The organism is Nocardia sp. NPDC050710 (assembly GCF_040654375.1).
GTDB lineage: Bacteria > Actinomycetota > Actinomycetes > Mycobacteriales > Mycobacteriaceae > Nocardia.
Map to the genome: position 1 here is coordinate 50,496 of NZ_JBFAHV010000004.1, position 23,647 is coordinate 74,142.

At 66.8% G+C, this 23,647-nt stretch carries 21 protein-coding genes; 7 read left to right on the top strand and 14 right to left on the bottom strand.

Annotated features, from left to right (window positions below):
* Positions 1-25 precede the first annotated feature (25 nt).
* From lysA to AB0H61_RS10225, 4 genes are all read right to left on the bottom strand, one after another.
* A complete protein-coding gene (lysA, locus tag AB0H61_RS10210) occupies positions 26-1,369 on the bottom strand; it encodes a diaminopimelate decarboxylase (protein WP_357301456.1) in 1,344 nt (447 codons plus the stop codon).
* Positions 1,370-1,540: 171 nt separating this feature from the next.
* Positions 1,541-2,344, bottom strand: coding sequence for a mycolate reductase (gene cmrA / locus AB0H61_RS10215; protein WP_357301459.1), 804 nt, complete (start codon positions 2,342-2,344; stop codon positions 1,541-1,543).
* Positions 2,345-2,499: 155 nt separating this feature from the next.
* Entirely contained in the window at positions 2,500-4,530 is a 2,031-nt protein-coding gene (locus tag AB0H61_RS10220; RefSeq protein ID WP_357301462.1) for an NADPH-dependent 2,4-dienoyl-CoA reductase, read from the bottom strand.
* A gap of 80 nt (positions 4,531-4,610) precedes the next feature.
* Positions 4,611-5,183: a PadR family transcriptional regulator gene (locus tag AB0H61_RS10225; protein ID WP_357301464.1), complete on the bottom strand. Its 573-nt coding sequence runs from the start codon at positions 5,181-5,183 to the stop codon at positions 4,611-4,613.
* A gap of 108 nt (positions 5,184-5,291) precedes the next feature.
* Between AB0H61_RS10225 and AB0H61_RS10230 the strand changes: the two genes are divergently transcribed.
* Positions 5,292-6,620, top strand: coding sequence for an MFS transporter (locus AB0H61_RS10230; protein ID WP_357301467.1), 1,329 nt, complete (start codon positions 5,292-5,294; stop codon positions 6,618-6,620).
* A 72-nt stretch (positions 6,621-6,692) separates the two neighbouring features.
* On the opposite strand, the gene AB0H61_RS10235 is transcribed toward AB0H61_RS10230, so the two are convergent.
* Positions 6,693-7,313 (bottom strand): TetR family transcriptional regulator, encoded by a 621-nt coding sequence (locus AB0H61_RS10235; protein ID WP_357301471.1) that lies wholly within the window; start codon positions 7,311-7,313, stop codon positions 6,693-6,695.
* 172 nt (positions 7,314-7,485) lie between these two features.
* Here AB0H61_RS10235 and AB0H61_RS10240 point away from each other — a divergent pair, with 172 nt between their 5' ends.
* From AB0H61_RS10240 to AB0H61_RS10250, 3 genes are read left to right on the top strand one after another with little or no spacing between them, the layout of a single operon-like run.
* Positions 7,486-8,598, top strand: a complete 1,113-nt coding sequence (locus tag AB0H61_RS10240) for a ferredoxin reductase (protein ID WP_357301474.1) — start codon at positions 7,486-7,488, stop codon at positions 8,596-8,598.
* Between the two features lie 27 nt (positions 8,599-8,625).
* A complete protein-coding gene (locus AB0H61_RS10245) occupies positions 8,626-9,774 on the top strand; it encodes an acyl-CoA desaturase (RefSeq protein WP_357301476.1) in 1,149 nt (382 codons plus the stop codon).
* Positions 9,775-10,083 carry a hypothetical protein gene (locus AB0H61_RS10250; protein ID WP_357301479.1) on the top strand — a complete coding sequence of 103 codons (309 nt, stop codon included), beginning with the start codon at positions 9,775-9,777 and terminating at the stop codon, positions 10,081-10,083.
* A 17-nt stretch (positions 10,084-10,100) separates the two neighbouring features.
* Here AB0H61_RS10250 and AB0H61_RS10255 read toward each other — a convergent pair whose 3' ends face one another.
* Positions 10,101-10,637 (bottom strand): DUF4254 domain-containing protein, encoded by a 537-nt coding sequence (locus AB0H61_RS10255; protein ID WP_357301481.1) that lies wholly within the window; start codon positions 10,635-10,637, stop codon positions 10,101-10,103.
* A gap of 445 nt (positions 10,638-11,082) precedes the next feature.
* Here AB0H61_RS10255 and AB0H61_RS10260 point away from each other — a divergent pair, with 445 nt between their 5' ends.
* Entirely contained in the window at positions 11,083-11,403 is a 321-nt protein-coding gene (locus tag AB0H61_RS10260; protein WP_357301483.1) for a hypothetical protein, read from the top strand.
* 99 nt (positions 11,404-11,502) lie between these two features.
* Here the strand turns inward: AB0H61_RS10260 and AB0H61_RS10265 are convergent, their stop codons facing one another.
* From AB0H61_RS10265 to AB0H61_RS10280, 4 genes are all read right to left on the bottom strand, one after another.
* Positions 11,503-12,699 carry an MFS transporter gene (locus tag AB0H61_RS10265; protein ID WP_357302260.1) on the bottom strand — a complete coding sequence of 399 codons (1,197 nt, stop codon included), beginning with the start codon at positions 12,697-12,699 and terminating at the stop codon, positions 11,503-11,505.
* Positions 12,700-12,800: 101 nt separating this feature from the next.
* Complete coding sequence (locus AB0H61_RS10270) at positions 12,801-14,003, bottom strand: PLP-dependent cysteine synthase family protein (RefSeq protein ID WP_357302262.1); 1,203 nt, start codon at positions 14,001-14,003, stop codon at positions 12,801-12,803.
* Between the two features lie 126 nt (positions 14,004-14,129).
* On the bottom strand, positions 14,130-14,552 hold the full coding sequence (locus AB0H61_RS10275) for a hypothetical protein (protein WP_357301486.1): 423 nt from the start codon (positions 14,550-14,552) through the stop codon (positions 14,130-14,132).
* 52 nt (positions 14,553-14,604) lie between these two features.
* Entirely contained in the window at positions 14,605-14,928 is a 324-nt protein-coding gene (locus AB0H61_RS10280) for an excalibur calcium-binding domain-containing protein (RefSeq protein WP_357301487.1), read from the bottom strand.
* Positions 14,929-15,179: 251 nt separating this feature from the next.
* Here AB0H61_RS10280 and AB0H61_RS10285 point away from each other — a divergent pair, with 251 nt between their 5' ends.
* Positions 15,180-15,848, top strand: coding sequence for a DUF4389 domain-containing protein (locus tag AB0H61_RS10285; RefSeq protein ID WP_357301490.1), 669 nt, complete (start codon positions 15,180-15,182; stop codon positions 15,846-15,848).
* 103 nt (positions 15,849-15,951) lie between these two features.
* On the opposite strand, the gene AB0H61_RS10290 is transcribed toward AB0H61_RS10285, so the two are convergent.
* Genes AB0H61_RS10290 through AB0H61_RS10300 form a run of 3 tightly spaced genes read right to left on the bottom strand, consistent with a single transcriptional unit; the run spans position 15,952 to position 18,585 of the window.
* Positions 15,952-16,944: an ATP-binding cassette domain-containing protein gene (locus tag AB0H61_RS10290; RefSeq protein WP_357301492.1), complete on the bottom strand. Its 993-nt coding sequence runs from the start codon at positions 16,942-16,944 to the stop codon at positions 15,952-15,954.
* Positions 16,945-16,946: 2 nt separating this feature from the next.
* Positions 16,947-17,780, bottom strand: a complete 834-nt coding sequence (locus AB0H61_RS10295) for an ABC-2 family transporter protein (protein WP_357301495.1) — start codon at positions 17,778-17,780, stop codon at positions 16,947-16,949.
* A complete protein-coding gene (locus AB0H61_RS10300; RefSeq protein WP_357302265.1) occupies positions 17,773-18,585 on the bottom strand; it encodes an ABC-2 family transporter protein in 813 nt (270 codons plus the stop codon). Before AB0H61_RS10300 ends, AB0H61_RS10295 begins: the two co-directional genes overlap by 8 nt.
* Positions 18,586-18,796: 211 nt before the next feature.
* Between AB0H61_RS10300 and ectB the strand changes: the two genes are divergently transcribed.
* A complete protein-coding gene (gene ectB / locus AB0H61_RS10305; RefSeq protein ID WP_357301498.1) occupies positions 18,797-20,056 on the top strand; it encodes a diaminobutyrate--2-oxoglutarate transaminase in 1,260 nt (419 codons plus the stop codon).
* Positions 20,057-20,150: 94 nt separating this feature from the next.
* Here ectB and AB0H61_RS10310 read toward each other — a convergent pair whose 3' ends face one another.
* Positions 20,151-23,624, bottom strand: coding sequence for an indolepyruvate ferredoxin oxidoreductase family protein (locus AB0H61_RS10310; RefSeq protein WP_357301501.1), 3,474 nt, complete (start codon positions 23,622-23,624; stop codon positions 20,151-20,153).
* Between the last annotated feature and the right edge of the window lie 23 nt (positions 23,625-23,647).

The window sequence follows — 23,647 nt, forward strand, 5'->3', positions numbered from 1 at the left end:
CACGCCTACGTCCGGCCGGGATCGATCAGCAGCCGATATCGCGGCTCAGCAGATCGTCGGTGGTTTCGCGGCGGACGAGTTCGCGGCATTGGCCGTGGTTCACCGCGACGATGGGGGGACGGCCGACGCTGTTGTAGTTCGAGGCGAGGCTGTGATGGTAGGCGCCGGTGCAGGGCACCGCGAGTACTTCGCCGGGGCGCAGGTCGACCGGGAGGCTCACGTCGGTGGCGAGGACGTCGCCCGCCTCGCAGAACCGGCCCGCGACGGTGGCGGTCATCTGCGCGCAGGTCGGGTGTCGATTCGCGACGACAACGCTGTACCGCGCGCCGTAGAGGGCGACGCGCACGTTGTCACCCATGCCGCCGTCCACCGTGACGTAGGTGTGGCCGCCCTCGATATGTTTGACCGACAGCACTCGGTACAGGGTCACACCGGATCGAGCGACGATGGAACGGCCCGGTTCCATGGCGATATTGGGGCGTGGGAAGTGGTGCCGGGCGCAGGCGGCATCGAGGGCGTCCTCGAGGACGTCGGCGAGTTCGGTCAGATTCATCTCGGCGTCGCCGCCGCGGTAAGCGACCGCGTGGCCACCGCCGAGGTCCAGATCGGTGAGTACGATGCCGTGATCGGCCCGCACGCGCGCCATTTCGGCGATCATCCGGCGCACGGCCTCACCGTAGTGGTCCGGGTCCCAGATCTGTGAGCCGAGATGGCAGTGGAAGCCGATGAGGTTCAGCCGCGGCTGGCGCAGGATCCGCGTCACCGCCTCCGCCGCGGTGTCGCCGCCGATCGGGAAGCCGAACTTCTGATCGGTGACACCGGTGCGCACCGCGGGGTGACCGTGCACGTCGATGCCGGGGGACAGGCGCAACAGAACATTCTGCGAATCGGTGACCAGCGCCGAGAGCAGCGTGATTTCAGCGAGGGAGTCCACCACGATGCGGCCGACCCCGGCCTTGACCGCGGCCTCCAATTCGTCGAAGGACTTTCCGTTGCCGTGCATGACGATTCGGTGCGGTGCGACCCCGGCGGCCAATGCGATGGCCAGTTCGCCCGCCGAGCATACGTCCACCGACAGCCCCTCCTGGTATACCCAGTTCGCGACCGCCCGGATCATCAGCGCCTTGCCCGCGTAGATGATCTCGGCCTCCGGGAAGGCCTTGCGGTAGGCCCGGCATTGCTCCCGGACCTGGCGTTCGTCGAGGACATAGGTCGGAGTGCCGAACTGATCGGCAATATCGGCGAGGGCCACCCCGCCCACTGTTACCCGGCCCGCATCGTCGTAATGCGTGTCGCGCGGCCAAACAGCCGAGTCGAGGCGCGAGGGCATTCCCGTCCGCAGCGACGGGAAGATTTCGAGCAGCGTCACGGTGTCTCCTGCAATGCGTCCCCGCCGTTCGGTATGCGAGGTCAAGATCAGGACTACGCCGCCTTTCGCCCCGTGGGTAAATCGTTTGCGCATCCCTGACCAGCGGAGATTCGATCTTGACGCACTTTTGACCCCGGTGTGGTTGCTGCCGCCGCCACCGTGCGTGTGGCCTCAGTTACCCAGTTTTTTGTAGACCGCGCCCGCGATGGGAGCCGACAGCGCGCGCGGCGCGAACTGCCCCGCGATGCTCATGCCCTTGCCGAGTAGACCGGGGACCACGCGCATCTTGTTGCGTGCGAGCGCATCCAGCGACAGTTTGGCGGTGTGCTCGGCGGAGACCCAGATGAACTCGGGCACCTTGTTATCGGAGACGAAGGCTTCGGTCTGCTCCGGGTTGTCGGTGCGCACCGGCCCCGGCGCGAGCAGGGTGACGTGCACCCCGCTGGTCTTCAGCTCGCCGCGCAACGATTCGGAGAAGCTGTTGGTGAAGGCCTTGCTCGCCGCGTAGGTGGCGTTATTCGGGATCGGCATATTTCCGGCCGCCGACCCCGTGATGAGGATGCCGCCGCCCCCGCGCGAGACCATGCCGGGCACCACGGCGAGGGTGAGATCGTGCACCGCCACCGCGTTGAGCTCCATCACGGCGCGTTCGTGGGCGAGATCGAGTTCCGCGACCGGCCCGAAGGTCGCGACGCCCGCGTTATTGCACAGGATCGCGATATTGCGGGCCGCCAGCTCCTCCGCCAGCGGTCCGCGCTGCGCCCGGTCGGACAGGTCGACCGCGCGCACCTCGGCGGTGATTCCATGCGCCAGCGTCAGCCGCTGGGCCAGCTCGTTGAGCAGGTCATCGCGCCGCGCGACCAAAATCAGCGAATAACCGCGGGCCGCCAGTTCGGAGGCCAGTGCGGTACCGATGCCGGACGACGCGCCGGTGACGACCGCGCGATTCTCGGAGGTGGGGGAAGGCAAGCTCACGCTGCGAGCCTAGGCGATGCCGGGCGCTCCTCGATCGGCAGACAGCACCACGGCACCCGGAGCGGGGCCGTGGGTGCAGCGGCGGCCCATCGAGAGCGGAGACGGCGCTGGTCCGGCACCCCGAGGCGGTGCCGGACCAGCGGGTACCGCGTCGCTCAGAGGCGTGCGGCCAAGCGGGTGCCCTGGTCGATGGCGCGCTTGGCGTCCAGTTCGGCCGCCAGCTCGGCCCCACCGATGAGGTGCAGGTTCACCCCCGCCGCGCGCAGCGGCTCCTCCAGCTCACGAACCGATTCCTGGCCCGCGCAGACAATGACGTTGTCGACCGGAATCAGCTGCGGGCGTGCACGCTTCTCGCCGAAGCTGATGTGCAGGCCGTTGTCATCGATGCGCTCGTAGTTGACACCCCCGACATGCTCGACCCCCTTGGCCTTCAGCGCGGCGCGATGCACCCAGCCGGAGGTCTTGCCGAGATCCTTGCCGAACGGGGTCGACTTGCGTTGCAGCAGAACCACTTCGCGGGCGGCCGGAGCCGGTTTGGGGGTGGTGAGCTGGCCGGGGGCCTGCTCGTCGTCGGAGGTGACGCCCCACTCTTCCTTCCACTCGTCCAGCTTCAGCGCGGGATGGCCTTCCACGGTGAGGAATTCGCTCACGTCGTAGCCGATGCCACCCGCGCCGATGACGGCGACGCGCTTGCCGACCGGCCTCTCCTCGCGCACGAGTTCGGCATAGGACAGCACCATCGGGTGGTCGATGCCGGGGATATTCGGGATACGCGGCTTCACGCCGGTCGCGAGTATCACCTCGTCGTAGCGGGCGGCGATGAGTTCGTCGGCGCCGACCCGCTTGTTCAGGTGCAGGTGCACGCCGTGTACCTCGATCATCCGGTTGTAGTACCGGATGGATTCGTTGAACTCCTCTTTGCCGGGGATGCGGCGGGCGATGTCGAACTGGCCGCCGATCTTGTCGTCGGCCTCGAAAAGATCGACGCGGTGGCCCCTTTCGGCGAGGCTGACCGCGGCGGAGAGTCCGGCCGGACCGGCGCCGACCACGGCGATGCGCTTGGTGCGCCGGGTCGGCAGCAACTTCAGCTCGGTCTCGTGTCCGGCGCGGGGGTTGAGCAGGCAGGAGACGGTCTTGTGCTGGAAGGCGTGGTCGAGGCAGGCCTGGTTGCAGGCGATGCAGGTGTTGATTTCATCGACCCGGTTCTGCGCTGCCTTGTTCACCCAATCGGGATCGGTGAGGAACGGCCGGGCCAGCGAAACCAGCTGGGCGTCACCGCGAGTCAGGATCTCCTCGGCGATCTCCGGCATATTGATCCGGTTCGAGGCGCAGACCGGAATGTTCACCTGCTGGGTGATCTTCGCGGTGAACTCCACGAATGCGGCACGCGGGACCGAGGTCACGATGGTCGGCACCCTGGCCTCGTGCCAGCCGATATCGGTGTTCAGGATGTTCGCGCCCGCGGCTTCGAGTTCCTGTGCCAGCGCGACGATCTCGTCGAAGGTCTGGCCTTTCTCGACCAGCTCCGCCATCGACAGCCGGAATACGATGATGAAGTTCGGGCCGACCGCGGCCCTGATGCGGCGCACGATCTCCACCGCGATGCGGCGCCGGTTCTCCGGCGAGCCACCCCACTTATCGGTGCGCTTATTGGTGCGCGGCGCCAGGAACTGGTTGATGAAATAGCCTTCACCACCCATGATTTCGCAGCCGTCGTAACCGGCGAACGCGGCCAGCTTCGCGCAGCGGGCGTAATCGCCGATGGTCTGCTCGATGCCCCTGGCCGAGAGCTTGCGCGGCCGGAACGGGTTGATCGGGGCCTTGATCGAGGAGGCCGACACACTGCCGGGCATGTAGGAGTAGCGGCCCGCGTGCAGGATCTGGATGGCGATCTTGCCGCCCGCGTCGTGCACCGCCTTGGTGATGGCGCGATGCCGGTAAGCCTCGGTCTTATTGGTCAGCTTGGCGCCGAAGGGCAGCAGCCAACCGGTGCGGTTGGGTGCGTAGCCGCCGGTGATGATGAGACCGACCCCGCCGCGTGCGCGTTCGGCGAAGTAGGCGGCCAGCTTGTTGGTGTCCCAGGCGCGGTCCTCGAGGCCGGTATGCATCGACCCCATCACGACTCGGTTGCGCAGGGTGGTGAAACCGAGGTCCAGTGGCTCGAACAGGTGGGGGAAGGAACTCATACCCGCGCCTCGCTCACGCTCAGGACTTCCTGGGAAGCCGTGGCCTTTGTTCGCTCGCTGCGTTCACTCATCGGCGAGTATCAACTTTCTCCATCGGAGACCGCGCGCGGGGCTGATGCGCGCGGTCGTAGGGCTTGCAGAACCTCGTCGCACCATTCGATGAACCCCGACTCCACGCGGATGCCCGCGCGCAGGACGAGGTACTGGTGCAAGGGCGTACCGGAGAGCTGATCCGGTACGGGGAAGTCGCGTTTTTCGATGAGCTGGAACACTTCCAGCCGCTGTGCGTGCTGGTCGCGATGCCGGGCCACCTCGGTGAGCAGCGCGCCGATATCACCGTGCGCGGCCGCGCGGATCTTCACACCGAGCTCATTGCGTGGCATATCGGTATCGGTGGGTGCGGCGATCCAGCGGGCCAGTTCGGCGCGGCCCGCCTCGTTCACCGAGTAGACCTTCTTATCGGGCTTGCCCTCCTGGGCCACCCTCTCGCAGTCCAGCCACCCGGATTCCTCCATGCGCTTGAGGACCCGGTAGATCTGCTGGTGGGTGGCGCTCCAGAAGTAGCCGATGGACTTGTCGAAGCGGCGCGCCAGCTCATAGCCCGAGCCGGCGCGCTCGGTCAGCGATACCAGCAAGGCGTGCTCGAGTGCCATGCCGACAGAGTAGTCGTGACGCCCGGTACTATGCAACTGATTGCATAGCCCAGTCTGATCTCGAGTGTTGCCCCGCTCAGCGGCCGGATCCCCATTAGGCTGCGCGGCATGACCGAGGTGAACGCCGAGGCGACCATTGGGCAGGCCGCCGGGCGCGGGCAGGTGTGGGCATGGGGGCTGTGGGATTGGGGATCCTCCGCATTCCAGGCCGTCATCCTGACCTTCGTCTTCTCGGTCTATCTCACCGATAAGGTCGGTGACGATCTGCCCGGCGGTATCCGGGCGAGTTCCTGGCTGGGCTGGGCCATCGCCATCGCGGGCGTGATCGTCGCGCTGACCGCGCCGATCAGCGGACAGTGGTTCGACGCCGCCGCGAAACGTAAACGCGCACTGGGCATGCTGACCGGGCTGACCATCCTCGCGATGACCGGCCTGTTCTTCGTGCACGACGACTACCACGATCTGTGGCTCGGCCTGGTGCTGCTGGCGTTCGGCTCGACCGTCTTCGAGCTGGCGGGTGTGCCCTACAACGCCATGCTCCGGCAGGTGTCCACGCCGGCCACCGTCGGGCGGGTCTCCGGATTCGGCTGGGCAATGGGCTATTTCGGCGGTATCTTCCTGCTGCTGATCTGCTATTTCGGGTTCATCGCCGGGGACGGTGACAATCGTGGCCTGCTCGGTGTGCCCACCGACGACGGGCTGAATATCCGGCTGGTTGCCGTCCTGGCCGCGGTCTGGTTCGCGGCATTCGCGCTGCCGGTACTGCTCGCGGTGCCCGAACTGCCGCGTACCGACGCCGATCCGGGCGCCGCGAGCGCCGGGTTCTTCGGGTCCTACCGGGTGCTGTGGCGGGACCTACGCGAGTTGTGGATCACCGATCGGCGGACGGTCGGATTCCTGTTGGCCAGCGCGGTGTTCCGCGATGGCCTGGCCGGTGTCTTCACCTTCGGCGCGGTGCTCGCGGTCCGGGTGTACGGCATCGCCGACTCCGATGTACTACTGTTCGGCATCGCCGCGAATATCGTTGCCGCCCTCGGCGCGATCGTCGCGGGGCGGTTCGACGACCGGATCGGCCCGAAGCGGGTGATCGTGGTATCGCTGGCCGGCATGGTGCTCTGCGGCATCGCACTGCTTATCGTCTCCGGCCCGCTGCTGTTCTGGGTATTCGGGCTACTGCTGACCGTCTTCGTCGGCCCCGCCCAGGCTTCGGCGCGATCCTTCCTCACTCGGCTCGCACCGCCCGGCCGGGAAGGTCAGCTGTTCGGCTTGTACACCACCACAGGTCGCGCCGCATCGTTCCTGGCGCCAAGCCTTTTCGGGCTGTTCGTCTGGATTTTCGACGCCGAACGCGCGGGCATCCTCGGCCTGCTGGTGGTGCTGGCCGTCGGCCTGGCGGTGCTGCTTCCGGTGCGTGCGCCGGACCGCGCGCGGACCTGACGCGCGCTGTGGCTGTGGTCGGGCGTGGCCGACGCGGAGTGGGCGTGGCCGTCATGACCTCGACCTGCCGATTCACCGCTCCTTCGGCGGCCACCAGGCGCCCATGCCGAGGGCGATGAGGCGGACCTGCTGCACCGAGCGGTCGATGATGAACTGCTCGTCACGCGGGGTGGCGGAGACATACGCGGCGATGCCGTCGGTGACGGTGCCGACGAGTAGATCCGCGGCGATCTCCAGATCCCGGGGGCTCCAGGCATCGAGGGCAGGCACCCGGGAAAGGTCGGCGACCAGCTCGCGCACGATGAGCTGTAGTTCCATGGCGATGGCCTGGCGCAGGGCCGCGGAACCCCCGTGCCGCTCGCGGGTGAGGAAGCCGAAGAGGTCGCGTTTCGGCACGACCTGATCGAAGACGAACCGCACCGTCGCGGCCAGGCTCGCATCCGGGTTGCGCCGCACCTCGCGCAGCGCGAGGCGCAGTGCGGTCACACCCTCGTCGACCAGGGTCGCGCCGAGATCGTCCAGTGACGCGAAGTGGCGGTAGAAGGCGGTCGGCACGATACCGGCCGAGCGGGCGATCTCACGCAGGCTCAATGCGGCGAACCCGCGGTCGGCGGCCAGTGCGAGAGTGCCGTCCAGCAGGGCCTGCCGGGTGCGCTCCTTGCGCTCGATTCGGGTCCCAGCCTGCTCAGTCATCACGGTGAGCATACATCCGTTCACCATTCGTCCATGCCAAGGATGTAGTTCGGGTCACATAATTTGCCGGTTGACACCGGACCCTGTCCATCGGTCACACTAGTTGAGTGTACAGGCGTGCACTGAAAATCTCGTCGCACGCCGCAGCCCGACAAGAGGCACGGAGAACCGAATGGTGGACCTCATCGATCTGGTGCAGACCCTGACCACACCGCATCCGCTCGACCGCTACCTGGAACTCGTCCGCCCCACGCTGACCGCCCGGCAGATGCGGGCCGAGATCACCCATGTGCGCCGTTCGACCCCCGGGTCGGTGACGCTGACCCTGCGCCCGACCCGGCACTGGCGTGGTCATATCGCCGGCCAGTATGTCCAGATCGGTGTGGTGATCGACGGTGTGCGCCACACCAGGTGCTACTCGCCGGTTAATCCCGAAGGCAGACGGGACCGGCACATCCAGTTGACCATCAAGGCCCATCGCGGTGGGCTGGTGTCGCAGTACCTGCACCACCATGCCGTCCCGGGCATGGTGGTCGACCTGACACCGGCCGGTGGCACCTTCGCACTGCCCGAGCTGCGCCCCGAGCGCATCCTGCTGGTCAGCGGCGGCAGCGGCATCACCCCGGTGCTGTCCATGCTGCAGACATTGGCGGCCGAGGGCTACCCCGGTGAGCTGGTCTTCCTGCACTACGCGAAATCGCCGGTGCTGGTTCCGCATCGCGCCGAACTGGACGCGATCGCCCAGGCGCACAAGAGTTTCCGCATCGAGCTGCGCTATCCGGGTCGGCGTGCGACCGACGCGCACGGCCCGGCAGGCCTGCGGGTCTGCGGGGAGCTCAGCGGAGGCGGGTATTTCGACTACGACGAACTGGAGCGGGTAGCACCCTGGTTCGCCGACGCGCAGACCTTCGTCTGCGGTCCGCGGCCGCTGATGGACGCGGCGCGCAAAATCTTCGAGGCCGAGCAGCTGGCCGACCGGCTGCACACCGAGGAGTTCACGCTGTCACCGGCGCCGGTCGATCTCGGCGAGGCGCACGGCACGGTGAACTTCTCCGGCAGCGGGGTCAGCGCCGCGAATACCGGGGCCACGCTGCTGGAGCAGGCCGAGGCCGCCGGACTCGATCCGGAATACGGCTGCCGGATGGGGATCTGCTTCTCCTGCACGGCGGTTCGGCGCACCGGCTGCACCCGCAACCTGCGCACCGGCGAGACCGACAGTGATCCCGATCAGCCCATCCAGCTGTGCGTCAACGCCCCCGTGGGCGACGTCGAGATCGATATCTGACAACAAGACAATGACAGGGGAATAGTTATGACCATCCTCACCGAGACCAGGGAAGGACCGCTGGTCCTGAGCCCGGATCAGGTCGAAGAGCTCGGCAAGGCACTCGACGACCTGCGCGCCCGCATCGTCGCCGATCTCGGCGAGCGCGACCGCGATTACATCTACTCGATCATCAAGGCGCAGCGCGGTTTCGAGATCGCGGGCCGCGGCCTGATGTACCTCGGCTTCCTGCCGCCGTTCTGGCTGGCCGCGGTCGCGGCGCTGAGCGTTTCCAAAATCCTGGACAATATGGAGATCGGCCACAATGTCATGCACGGCCAGTACGACTGGATGCGTGAACCGGACCTGAATTCCCGCGAGTTCGAATGGGATACCGTCTGCCCGGCCGACCAGTGGCGGCATTCGCACAACTACATGCACCACACCTTCACCAATATCCACGGCAAGGACCGCGACATCGGCTACGGCATCCTGCGCATCGATGAGGCGCAGAAGTGGAACCTGCTGCGCCTTGGCAACCCGATCTACGCATTCGGCCTGATGATGCTGTTCGAGTGGGGCGTCATGGGGCATGACCTCGAGGTCGAGAACATCGTGCGTGGCAAGCGCTCCTGGGCCGATATCAAGAAGTTGGTGCGGGGACAATGGCGCAAGGCGGGCAGGCAGGTCCTCAAGGACTACGTCGTCTTCCCGGTGCTGTCGGGTCCGCTGTTCGTGAGCACCCTGGCCGGAAACATCACCGCGAACCTGGTGCGTAACGTCTGGGCCTACTCGATCATCTTCTGCGGACACTTCCCGTCGGGCGTACAGACGTTCACCGAAGAGGAGACCGCCGAGGAGACCCGCGGCGAGTGGTACGTGCGGCAGATGCTCGGCTCGGCGAATATTTCCGGCGGCAAGCTTTTCCATATCATGTCCGGAAATTTGTCGCATCAAATCGAACACCATCTGTTCCCGGATCTGCCCGCGAACCGGTATCCGGAGATGGCGCCGGAGGTTCGCCGATTGTGCGAGAAGTACGGCCTGCCGTACAACACCGGCCCGTTGCGTAAGCAGATCGGCTCGGTGTGGCGGAAGATTTTCAAGCTCGCGCTGCCGCCCGCCTTCGTCGAGAGTGACCCATCTCCCGGTGTTATCGTGATGCGTCAGCGGAAGGCAACCGAAGTGGGCGTGTGAATGATCGGGAAATTCGAAAGCAACAAGGATTTGATTCAGGAATTAACTTCCTCCGGAGCCAGGCACGTCGGCAATATTGCCAATATCATCACGGGCACCGTCGCCGAGGTGACCCGCGAGATCGGCGAGTGGATTACCGACGCGATCGAGATGAACGAGGCCGCGGCCGCCGCGCGCAAGGATGCGGCGGAGCATCGGGTCGATCGCGTCGATGCGGACTATGACGCGGGCGAGACCGAGGTCGCGCCGACCGCGGCGCCGTTCGTCGAGGCCGAGGTGGTCGAATCGGAGCTCGACGAGCCCAGGTGACGTCCCGGGGTGACCGATCACCAGACCGGCAGTCGCCGTCGGTGTTCGGTCACGTCGGTGATCAAATCCTGGTAACCGTCGGCCAATTCGGCCAGCCGGGTCCACTGTAGGTGGGCGTCACCGTCCAGCTGTAGTGGATGGGGCGGCACGGCCCGTGCCGTTGCTCCCAGAGATTGTTGTGCCACAATCCATTTCGCCGCCAACCGATCGATCACCGCGCCGAGTGTCTCGGTATGCAGCGAGGCGCCGGCGCGGTGCGCGATATTGGCGGCGACCCAGTCGTCGATGCGGCCGACCAATTCGGCGCGGCGCCGATCGATGTCTTCGAGCAACTGACTACAGGCCGCGACCCGGTTGCTGGAGGCGCCCGGTAGATGTGCCGCCTGTAGCGTGCGGCGCCTGCGTTCATGGCATTCGACCAGTTCGTGAGCGGCCTCCAGCACCCGGTGCCTGCGGCGGTTCGGGTCGCCGGGTTCGCGGAATGCGCGCAACAGCGCTGTTCGTTGTGGCAGCTCGCCGGCTCCGATACGGCTCTCGGCGTATTCGGTAGGCATAGTGCACGCCCCTGCGGTAACGATTCGACTGTGGATACGCCAGGGCCGAGGAGGATTTCGGGGAGGGGCACCCCTCGGCTCCGGCGCAGCCCCGAGCCCGGACGCCCCCACACAGTCCACCAGCACGGCAAAGAAACCGGGAAATCCGCGACGATGCGATGAGGGAGACGGCCCGAGAAATCGGGACTCTTTCAGGAAAGCGCGCTGGTCGGAACCGCGCAACCGTATCGTGTAAAAAACTATGAGCTGCCTGGAAATCGTTATGGTCCGTTACGGATCGGTCACACAAAAGCCGCTTTATCCGGCGTAGGCAGATTTATGAGCCATGAGGACGGATTCATGAGCATCGGTACTGAACGTATCGACGCGGTCGTGAGCGCATGGGCAGCAACCGTTGCGGGGCGGAGGCTGCGTAGCCGCGTGTGATGGGCTAGCCTCGGTATTCGTGCCCGCCTACGTGTCCTCGCCCGAGTTGACATTCGGCTTTATGTTCGCGTTGGAAGACCCCGAGCGAATCGCCGAGGTCGTGCGCACCCTCATGGTTCGCAAGACGGTCTCGGTGTTCCGATTGGCCCGTCTGTCCGATGACGACGGCCCACCCGAGCGCTACGTGGTGAACTGGGCGTCGATTCCGCAGATCTCCATCACCACCCGCGCACCGGATTCGGATGAGCTGCATGCCAATCGGATCATGCTGGTGAACGCCTTCCTCAGTGAGGAAGGCGAAGTGAGCCTGTACTCGGCCACCGGCCAGGCTCCGGGCTGAGCCGCGTATCACCCCGGTCGGCGCTGTGTCGGCACCCTGTATGCCGGCTGGGCGTCGCGCGGAGAGCCCGGTCGAGGGCACCCCGCGCGATCCCGCCGCCTATCCCACCGGCACCGGGGCTGCCAGCCGTCCGGTCCGGGCCAGTATGTATAATCCGGTGGCCGCGGCGGCGCCGATCGCGATGAGACCCGCCCACGCCAGTGCGCTCATGCCCGCGGTGCGAGCCGCGTCCAGCACGGTGCCGGTGCCGAGATTGCCGAGCAGAATGCCGACCCCGACGATGGTGTTGTACAGCCCGTCGTGGGTCGCCACCAGCCGATCGCCGCAGAGCGCGACCACGGTATCCATTTCGAACGGAAACACCGCCGCCGCACCGATTCCGAGAATCGCGGCGGTCATCAGGAGGGCTCCGATGGCGGCCGGTACGCCCAGACCGGTCCCCGGCACCAGCAGCAGCGGAACGAAGGCGGCGGCCAGGATCGCCATGCCGAACACCAAACTCCGCTGGCGGCCCCAACGTTCGCCGAACCACCGGGTGATGCGCAACTGACCGGCGATGGCGATCACGCCGGAGACCACGAACACCGCGGTCATCAGCGTCGTCGCGGCGGAATCGGCCCCGACAATGCGGGCGGCCTGCATCGGCAGCGCCAGATAGACCTGGAACGACAGCACATAGCAGCCGATCATCGCCGCGGCGAACAGCAGGAACGGACGGTTGGCCAGCACTATTCGCCAATCATCGAGCACCGAAGCGGTTCTCGGCTCCGCGCGGTGCTGCGGCAGGGCGCGCAGCTGAGCCACGGTGAGCAGGCCGAAGACCACGGCGGCGCCCGCCGCGGTGGTCCGGAAGTCGAAGGCCATCAACGCCAGTCCGACGATCGGGCCGAACAGGATGCCCGCCTGGTAGAAGATATTGAATACCGCGAACGCTTCGACCCTCCGGTCGGCGGAATCCACCGCGAGGTAGGCGCGCACCGCCGGATTGAACAGTGCGCCCGCGAATCCCGTTGCCGCCGAGGCGATCAGTAGCGCGGGTAGGGTGTCCGCGAAGGCCAGTAGCGCGAAACCTCCGGTGCGCAGCAGACATCCGGTCACGATCAGCGGCTTGTAGCCGAGCCGGTCCGCCAGCGTGCCGCCGACCAGGAACATGCCCTGCTGGGAGAAGTTCCGGATACCGAGCACCAGCCCGATCGCCCATGCCGCCAGCCCGAGTGGACCCGCCAGATAGCCGGCCAGGTAGGGCATCAGCATGAAGAAGCCGGTGTTGATGGCGAACTGGTTGATCATCAGCATCCGGCTGGGCCGGTTGAAGCTGCGGTAGGTGGCGAACACGCCGGATACCCTGCCGGAGGGCCCGGATGTCTCGGACACCGGGCCGGGGCGACGCGGACCGGTCATCGGGTCGCCCCTTCCGCGGACACGTACTGTTCGTCGGTCTGCGGCCCGGCCACCCGCGCGGCAGTCGAGACCGCGAGCGACCTGGGATCGACGATGGTGGTGCAGCGAGTCCACGAGTGCACCGCCGCGGCCGCCGGATGCTCGATCGTCGCCGGTTCGACCGGTGGCTCGCCATCGAGCAGACCGTGCGCACGGCAGTACTCGTCGTTGTAGACGGTGTCGAAGTAGCGCAGCGGGCCATCGGGGAAGACCGCCGCGATGCGCACGTCGGGATCGCTGACCCGGGCCAGCCAGCCCGCCACCAGCGCTACCGCGCCGACGCTCCAGCCGCCGCTGGCGTGGTGCGTCGCGGCCAGGGTCCGGCAGACCCGCACCGCTTCCGCCGGTGCCACCCAATGGATCTCATCGAAGGCGAAATAGTCGACATTCTCCGGAAGAATGCTGGAACCGAGCCCGCGCATCAGTCGCGGCCCGGCGGGCTGGCCGAAGATGGTCGAGGCCACGGTGTCCACGCCGACCAGCCGCAGATCCGGAAAGTAGCGGCGCAGCACCCGGGAGATGCCCGCGGAGTGGCCGCCGGTGCCCACCGAGCAGACCAGCACATCCACTCGGCCCAACTGCGCGACCAATTCCAGGGCCAGACCTTCATAGGCATCCCGGTTATCGGGATTGCGGTACTGATCCGGGCACCAGGCCCGCGGGTCGTCGGCCAGCAGTTCGGCGACGCGATCGCGCCGGGCTTGCTGCCAGCCGCCGGTCGGATGCGGCTGGGTGACCTGCTCCACTCTGGCGCCGTAGGCGGCGAGCATTTGCCGCATCAGCGGTTCCAGACCGGGGTCGGTGACCAGCGTGATCGGATGACGGTGCACCATACCCGCCAACGCCAGCCCCGAACCGAGGGTGCCGCTGGTGGATTCGATGATCGGTGCGCCAGGGGTCAACTCGCCGCGGGCGGTCGCGCGTTCGACCATATGCAGCGCGGGCCGGTCCTTCATACCGCCGGGATTGGCGCCTTCGAGTTTGGCCCAGAAGCCACGGCCGACCGGTGCGAGCGCCGAATTCGGCGCCGGGGCCAGCGGTTCGGTGATCCACAGCACGGGGGTGTTGCCGACCATGGTGGCCGGGCGCGGGCAGCGTTGAGCGGTGGTCAACAGCCCGGCCGGACTCGGGAGTACGGATCGTTCCAGGGCAGTGTTCATTTCCAGGGCAGCGGGCATGGGAAATCGTCGATTCTGTTCGGGTCGCTGATGGGCAGCGAGGTGCGGGTGCGGGAAACGCACGAACACCGGCCGAGCCCCGGCAAGCGTCGGCCTGACGCTGGCCGATCAGTTCCGGGCGATACCGAATCGAATGAGGATGTCCCGGCCGCTCGCGGCGGGTGGATGTCCCGGCGGCGCACGCAAGGCGTGACCGAGGGCCATGGCCTGCGGCGCGGCGCCGACGACCAGGGCGGTCGCGATCAGCAGCAGAATGACCAGCGCCGAATCATTGCGCGGCAAGGCGGCCGGCATGGCATCGGGGGTCAGATGCCGGTCGGTTTCGGTGACATGTTGATGCGGATCTACACCGAGCCCGACGGCGAGGCGTGACGCCGGCGCCGGACCGTCGCTCTCGATATGGGCGTGGTCGGCGCTCGTGTTGCTCGGGAACAGATGACAATCCGGGAACGCCATGACCAGGACCCAGGTGGCGAACGCCAGCGCGACGAGCACCCGGAGACCGGGGATTCGCACGGCGTTGGACCTCACGTCTGCCGATAGTACAAGCCCGGCGCCGAGCACCGTCCCAGCCGTGGGACGGCTAACGCGTCCTGGTCGGTGTGCGCATCGGAGTCGTCGGGCGCGTGCTCGGTCGCGCCGCGCACGCGGTGCCGTCCTCCTTGCCGTCGAGCTTGTCCAGCGCGGGCGAGTAGCCGCTGTCACCGCGCTTGACCGGTGCGCGGCCCGCCGCCCATGCCTCCTCGCAATCCCGGAACTGACGTGCCGTCGTCGTCGTGGCGACCGGCCCGGACGAGTGGGAATGCCGCTTCTTCTTGCTCTTACCGCAGCCACTCATGGTCAACACCAGCGCGGCGATCAGTGCGATACCGACGATCAGCACGACAGGACGGGACTTACGCATCATGGGACTCCCCCCGAGACAATGGAATTCGAACAACCGGCCAGTATTTCCTGTCGTGGCGGCCCGATGCAACCCGGGCGGCGTGGGGCCCGGTGACGGGCCCCACGCGATCGCGTGACACGGCCGACGCCGTGCCGGATTTCGTTGGCGTGTTGGTATCGGATCGTGGTGCGGTCGTCCGCTGAATACGGGACAATTTGGACATTGCTCAACGGTTCGCCGCTGCATCGAAGCGCCCGGAAGGAGCGTCGATCATGGAAATGGAACTCGAAAAGCCGGTCAGCCCCGCAAATCCGATCCGCGTCAGAGGTGATCTGGATCCCGGGCTGTCCCGATGGATGTGGCTGGTCAAATGGATCCTGGCCATTCCGCACTACATTGTGCTGTTCTTCCTGTACATCGGGTGGTTCGTCGTGACGGTGATCGCATTCTTCGCGATCCTGTTCACCGGGAAGTATCCGCGGGGCCTCTTCGATTTCGCCGTCGGTGTCATCCGCTGGGGCTGGCGGGTGGGTTTCTACGCGTGGTCGCCGCTCGGCACCGACAAGTACCCGCCCTTCAGCCTGGAGGCGAATGCGGACTATCCGGCCGATGTGGAGGTCGACTACCCCGAGCGATTGCATCGCGGCCTGGTGCTGGTCAAATGGTGGTTGCTGGTCATCCCGCACTACCTGGTGGTCACGGTCTTCGTCGGCGGCTACTACCTCGTTTCCGAGGACTACGCCGTTTCCTGGCCGTCGTTGCTTTCCATCCTGGCCTTGCTCGCGGTGGTGGCGCTCCTGTTCACCGGCCGATACCCGACGGGCCTATTCGATTTCTCGATGGGTGCGAACCGGTGGGCGCTGCGGGTAACGGCCTACGCCGCGCTGCTGCGCGATGAATACCCGCCGTTCCGGCTCGACCAGGGTCCGCGCGAACCCTGAATCGACGCCGACGCCATTCACGACAGCGTCGCGCAGCGACTCGCTGAGGGGTGGTGGCCAGGCGACGGACAACGTAATAATGCGAATCCGCCCGTTGATCGGATCAACGGGCGGATTCGTATATGCGCCGGACGACATCCTCTATTTCGGGTTCTTCGATCGATAGATCGCGCACCTCGGCGCGGTCCGACACGGCGGCGAGCAACTGTGCCGCCGTGGTGGTTTCGGCGTCGAAGGCCAGCCGTTGCCGCATTCCATCGGCCTCACTGGTGAGCAATTCGGCCGGGCACGGCAGATCGACCAGGTCCGGTGTCGGCTCGGCCAGATCCACCACCAGCACCCGGCGAGCGCCCACCGTGGCGCCGAGCCCGGGTAGCGACCCGTCGTAGACCAGACTGCCGTGATCGACCACAAGCACTCGGTCACAGAGGCGTTCGATATCGCCCATATCGTGGGTGGTGAGCAGCAGCGTGGTGCCGCGATCGACGCGTTCGGCTCGCAGGAATTCGCGTAGTCGCTGTTTGGACAGCACATCCAGGCCGATGGTCGGTTCGTCCAGGATCACGAGTTCGGGGGAATGCAACAGGGCGGCGGCGACCTCGGCGCGCATCCGTTGCCCGAGCGAGAGCTGACGCACCGGGGTATCCAGGGTTTCGGCCATCTCCAGTTGCTCGACGAGTTCGTAGGTGCGTTTGCGGGTGATATCCGGATCGAGCCGGTGGATCGCGGCCAGGATCGAGAACGATTCGCGCAGTGGAAGATCCCACCACAGCTGTGACCGTTGCCCGAAGACCACGCCGATCCGGGAGGCGAGCCTGCGGCGCTGCCGGACCGGCTCCAGGCCACAGGTGCGCACGGTGCCCGAGGTGGGAACCAGGATGCCCGTCAGCATCTTGATGGTGGTCGACTTGCCCGCACCGTTGGCGCCGATATAGCCCACCGCGGCGCCGCGCTCGATCCGAAAGGTCATGCCGTCGACCGCGGTGAGGGTGTCGCGCTGCCTGCGCCACCGGCGGCCGTTCTTGCGATACAGGATGAATTCCCGTGTCAGGTTGTCGATGTCGATGATCGCATCCGATAAGTCGGTATCCGCCACGCTTATCCGCCACCTCCCTGGTAGTGCCGAGTGCCGATTCGCCACAAGCCGAGCGCGAGCAGCCATACCCAGAGCGTCGCGACCGGTGTCAGCCACGCGAGCCATGAGGGCAGCAGCGGGGGGCCGGGTAGTCGAAGCAGGGCGATGGTGGGCAGGTACGCCGTGAAGGCGACCGGGATCGCGAAACCGAACAGGAGTTTCAGCGGCACGGGGAAGACCGAGGCGGGCTGCATCGCGGCGAAGGACCCGCCGTAGGTGAAGCTGTTCGTCAGTTCGGCGCCGTCGATCAGGAAGAATTGCAGCCCGGCGGCGCAGACGAAGATGCCGCTGAACAACAGGATGCCCCCGACCAGTGTCAGCGACAGGAGCGCGAAAGTGTCGGGACCCCAGTCGATATCGTTCCGGATGAGCCCGAGGCCGAGTACCACGACGGCGACCGCCGCCCTGGCGAAGCGGCGCAGCGAGATATCGCTGGTGATCAGTTGCAGCAGCAGCGGCTGCGGGCGTAGGTGGAAGGCATCGAGGGTGCCGAGCCGGATCAGGGTCGGCAGGGAATCCAGGTGTCCGACCAGAACCTGGGCCAGCGCGAAGGTGGTGTTGCTCAACCCGAACAGAAGGAGCGCGCCGTTCAGATCGAGTCCGCCGAGCACCTCCACGGTGTGGAAAATGACCCAGACCTCGGCGAATTCGACCAAGCCGATCAGGAAGGCGCTGAAAACCTCGCTGGCGAAGGACAATCGGTACGCCCGTTGGGCGCGCATGCGGGAGCGAAGCACCGCGGCGTACGGGGTGAACCAGGTACCGGCCGGTGTGGTCACAAGCGGCGGCTCAGCCACCCTGCACCTCCAGCCTGCGGCGCCCCGCCGCCAGCAGCACCCGGCCGGCCAGGCCGACCAGCAACACCCAAACCACCTGTGTGGCAACAACCGCTATCGCATCCATTCCGACGACCCGGCCGGACAGAATGTCGATCGGAGCCTGCAGAATCGATGGAAACGGGGTGGCGTGCGCGACGGTGCGCAGCCAGTCCGGGAACATGTGGACCGGCACGAACAGCCCGGCCAGAAACGTGCCGCAAATCTGGTATAGCACCCGAATGCCACGGGTTTCCACCACCCAGAACCCGATCAGGCCAACAGCGAATAACGACAGGAACGACAGGGCAACGGCCAGGAACACCGCGAGCAAACCCAGCAGATAGGGGCCGGGTGTGTGCGGCATCGCGAGTCCGAATGTGAGAAAGCCGAACACGACGCTGGGGACGCCGCGCGGGATGACGGTGCACGCGGCGCGCCCGAGATCGGTCGCGAGATAACCGAGTTGGATGTCGACCGGGCGCAGGAAATCGATGGCGACGTCGCCGGTCTTCACCCGATCGACCAATTCCAGTGGCGGGCCCATGAACTGCATCGCGCCGAGCAGTCCCTGGGACAGCCACACGTACGCGCCGATGGTGCCTTCGTCGTATCCGCCGAAGTCGCCCGCGGCGCGCACCGCGGCCAGCATCACCGCCGCCCGGACCAGACCGAAGACGCAGTTGGTGAACAGTCCGGCGAACATCGCCAACTTGTATTGCGACTGTCGGCGGAATCCGGCCACGGCGAGTTGTGCGTACACCCGGATCGTCCGCCACGCGTGCATGGCCACGGCAAGTCTTCCCGCCCCCTCTGCACCGCCGCGCACAAGGAGTCAACTTTAGTGCGGCGGTACGGACACGCGGTAGGTATCCGCGCGATTTTTCGAAAAGCGCTACACAGCTGACGCGTCAGTGTTAGAAACGCAGTCACTTCAGATTGGCGGATCGTCGTTCTGAGGCGGTGGAGCTGCTCGTGCCCGACAGGAAGGAACGCCGATGACTGTCGCCGAGATGACCGTTTTCGAAACACTCGAATCGAATGTTCGCGGCTACTGCCGGTCCTGGCCCACCGTCTTCGACACCGCGAGCGGCAGCTGGCTGCGCGACGAGCACGGCCGCGACTACCTGGACTTCTTCGCGGGTGCGGGCTCGCTGAACTACGGCCACAACAATCCGATCCTGAAACGCGCGCTGCTCGAGTACATCGCGGGCGACGGGATCACGCACGGGTTGGACATGTCGACGGTGGCCAAACGCAGGCTGCTGGAGACACTGCGCGATCTGGTCTTCACCCCGCGCGGCCTCGATTACAAGGTGCAGTTCCCCGGCCCGACCGGAGCCAATGCGGTGGAGGCGGCGCTCAAACTGGCGCGCAAGGTCACCGGCAGGCAGACGATCCTCAACTTCACCAACGCCTTTCACGGCATGTCGCTCGGCGCGCTGTCGGTGACCGGCAATGCGGCCAAGCGGGCCGGGGCGGGCATACCGCTGGTGCATGTCGCGCCCATGCCCTACGACGGCTACCTCGACGGCGACGACGACCTGCGCTGGATGCGCCGGGCGCTCGACGATTCGTCGTCCGGCCTGGACAAGCCGGCCGCGGTGATCGTCGAAACGGTGCAGGGTGAGGGCGGGGTGAATGTCGCGCGCGCCTCCTGGTTGCGGCAGCTGGCCGAGGTGTGCGCCGCGCGTGGCATCCTGCTGATCGTCGACGATATCCAGATGGGCTGCGGCCGGACCGGACCGTTCTTCTCCTTCGAGGTCGCGAGCATCACCCCGGATATCGTGACGCTGTCCAAATCGATCGGCGGCTACGGACTTCCGATGGCGCTGGTGCTGTTCCGGCCGGAACTGGATCAGTGGGCGCCGGGTGAGCACAACGGAACCTTCCGCGGCAATAACGCCGCGTTCGTCACCGCGCGGGTCGCGCTGGAACGGTACTGGTCCGACGGCGCGCTGGAGGCGGCGACCACGGCGAAGGGCGAGCGGGTCCGCGCCGTGCTCGCCGAAGTGGCGGGCACCCACCCCGGCCTGTCTACCCGCGGCCGGGGACTGGTGCAGGGTCTGGTCTTCGAGGACGCGTCGCAGGCGGCCAAGGTGTGCCGGCTAGCCTTCGAACGCGGGTTGCTGGTGGAGACGTCCGGTTCGGAGGATGAAGTGATCAAACTGCTTCCCCCGCTGACGATTACGGACGAGGAAATCGAGCATGGTCTGACGGTTCTCACCGGGGCCGTTGGCGCGATCTGCGCGCGCTGATGCCCGCGCGTCGCCGTGGGGCGTGATATCCCGGCGCGGAAACGGATCGGGGCCCGCGGGCGACTACCCGCGGACCCCGAGCCGCGATGGTGGATTACACCGGCGGCGGCTCGATGCCGAGACCGCGCAGACGATCCCGGTAGAGCTCCACAGTGGCCAGCTTGACGTCCTCGTACCCGCGGACGATATCGGTGAGGCCGGCCGCCTCGAGCGCGCGATCGTAATTCGACGGATCGAGATCCGCGGCGAGCGCCGTCACCATCTCGGTGTAATGCGCGAGCAGTGCGCGTTCCACCCGCCGGACATGGGCGTATCCGAACGGGTCGAACGCGGTGCCGCGCAGCCGCTTCCCCTTGGCCAGCAGCCGCAGGGCGATGTGGCCGCGCGGACCGATGCCGATCTTCTTCTTACGTCCCATCGCGCGCAGCACCGGCGGGTGCAGGCGGTAGGTGAGGTTCGCGCCGTCGGGGAGCTGATCGGTGACCTCGGCCAGGAAGGCCGGGTCGGTGAGGCGGCGGGCCACCTCGTACTCGTCCTTGTACGCGGTGAACTTGTACAGGCCCTGCGCCGTTTCCGCGCTGAATTCGGTGCGATCGGTGGCGGCCCGTTCCGCCTCCCAGATGCGTTGCACCGTCTGCACATATCCGCGCGCGATCCGCACGCCCTGAAAGCCGATCAGCTCCTTGGCGCGCAGTTCCACGCGGCGGCGGGTCTCACCGGTCGCGGTCAGACCCGCGAAAAGGTCCTCCGGAATGGTGATCTCGGCGCGTCGCGAGTGCTGCCGGGTCGTCGCGGCGGCGAATTCGTCCGGGCGGGCGATCGCGGCGCGGCCCCACCGGAAGGCGGCGATATTCGCGGCCACCGCGACGCCGTTGATCTCGATGGCCTCCTCGATCGCGGTGGCGGGCAGGCGGAGGCCGCCGAGCTGGTATGCGGCGCCGACCAATAGGAAGTTCGCGGCGGCGGTATTGCCGAAGAGCATCTCGGCCGCGGCCGCCGCATCGAAGGAGCGGACCGTATGTGACACCTGCTCCAGGCGGGCGAGCAGCCCGTCGGTCTCCGGGTACGCGACATCCTTGTCGTAGACCATATCGCCGGTCGGCGTCTTACTTGTGGAGGCGACCGACAGGGTGGCGGCCTTCGACCCGTAGGCCAGGTTCTTGGCGTCGGCGGCGGCCAGCAGATCGAAGGCCACGATGCAGTCGGCCGAACCCGGGGTCAACCGGTTCGCGGGCTCCAGCGCACCCGCCGCGAAACGCAGGTGCGAGACGACCGGTCCGGCCTTCTGGCTCAGTCCGATCTGATCCAGGCTCGCCACCTCGTATCCGGCTCGTAGCGCGGCGGTGGCCAGCACCTGATTCACCGTGACGATGCCGGTGCCGCCGATGCCCGCCAGGAAGACGTTCTGCGTCGAGGCCGGTGCGGCTGGTCCTCGGTCGGGCAGCAAGGGCGGATCCTGGCGGCGCATCCGCTTGCCCCGCCGGGTCTGTCCCGGCTCCGGCAACTCCACCGTCACGAAGGAGGGGCAATCGCCGTCCAAGCAGCTGTAATCGGTATTGCAGGAGGTCTGATCGATGCGGGTCTTGCGGCCGAATTCGGTGTCGACCGGCTGTACGGACAGGCAGTTGCTCTTGACGCCGCAATCGCCGCAGCCTTCGCACACCGCCTCGTTGATGACCACCCGGGTCCGCCGCACCGGCAGGGTGCCGCGCTTGCGCTGACGACGGGCGTCGGCGGCGCAGTGCTGGTCGTAGATGAGGACGGTGACACCGGGGATCTCGCGCAGGGTGCGCTGCGCCTCGTCGAGCCGATCGCGATGCCACAGTAGGGTTCCCGCGGCCAGGTCGCGCTTGCGGTACTTCGACGGCTCGTCGGCGCAGACGATGATCTTGCGTACGCCCTCGACGGTGAGCTTATGTGTCAGCATCGGCACCGCGAGCGCGCCCTGGGCGTCCTGCGCGCCCGTCATCGCGACGACATCGTTGTAGAGCAGCTTGAAGGTGATATTCACCCCGGCGGTGACACAGGCCTGCACCGCCAGCTGTCCGGAGTGGAAATAGGTTCCGTCGCCGATGTTCTGGAACAGATGCGGCACCCGGGTGAACGGTGCCTGTCCGATCCACTGGGCGCCCTCGCCACCCATCTGGGTCAGTCCGAGTACCTTGCTGTCGGCGCGACCGGACATGGTCACCATGGTGTGACAACCGATGCCGCCACCGGCGAGCGAGCCATCCGGGACCGCGGTGGAACGGTTGTGCGGGCAGCCGCTACAGAAGTAGGCGGCCCGCTTGGCGGGCAGCACGGACAGCGAGAGAGGCTGTGGCAGTGGGCGTTTCATCTCCAGATGGCCCGCGAGCGCGCGGCGCAGCGGCGCGAGGATACGGCCGCTGGTGAGCTCGCCGTCCTGGGCGAACAGCGGTCTGCCCTCGGCATCGTGCTTGCCGAGGATCCGCGGCGGCGCGGCGGTGCCGTACAGGATCTCGCGGATCTGGGTTTCGAGGAAGGCGGTCTTGTCCTCGACCACCACCAGGTGGGTGAGTCCGGTGGCGAACTCCCGGACCCGTTCCGGGGCAAGGGGAAACGGCATGCCGACGCGCAGCAGCCGTATCCCGGCGTGCAATAGTGCCGCGTCGTCGACGCCGAGATCCAGCAGCGCCTGCCGGACCGCGTCGAACGTGGTTCCGGTGGCGGCGATCCCGACCGTGGCATGGGACGGATCGACCTCGATCACATCCAGGTTGTTGCGGGTACTGTAGGCCTTCACCAATTCCCAGCGCGGGCCGTACAGATCGGCCTCGGCGATCACGCTGTCGGTCGGCGCGGCCATCGGACGCTGCAGATAACCGAATGGTCTTCCCTCCCACTCGATCTCGGGAACTACGAGGTCGATATCGCCCACCGAGCCGTCCACGGTCCACGCGCCGTCGGCGACGTCGGCCACGATCTTCAGTGCGACCAGGCATCCGGAGGCGCGTGAGAGCGCCACCCCGTGCAAGCCCATGGTGATGATCTCGCGGGCATTACGCGGGAACAGCACCGGAATGTTCATCGCCGCCAGCGAACGTTCGCTGACCGCGGGCACCGTGGAGGACTTCGACGCGGGATCGTCGCCGACCAGCAAGAGCATGCCGCCGCGCGCATTCGCGCCGTACATATTGGCGTGTCGCAGTGCATCGGTGGCCCGGTCCAGGCCGGGGCCCTTCCCGTACCAGACGCCGACCACGCCGTCATGTGTCGCGGCCTCGGCGGGTAGTTCGCCCTGACTACCCCAGACCGCGGTGGCGGCCAGTTCCTCGTTCAACCCCGGGACGAAGCAGATGTCGTGTTCGGCGAGCACATTCGGCATGCCCGCCAGCATCTTGTCGACACCGCCGAGGGGGCTGCCCTGATAGCCGGAGACGAAGGTGCCGATCCGGCGTCCGGCACGCAGATCGCGGACATGCTGCTCGACCAGCTGCCTGGCGATCGCCTGGACGCCGGTCAGGACAACGGTGCCCGCGCCGACGCGATAGCGGTCGGCCAGGTCGTAGGGGGCTGGGATCAGTTCGCGGTCGGCGAGCTCGGTCATACAGATCCACCCATCCGCTCGGC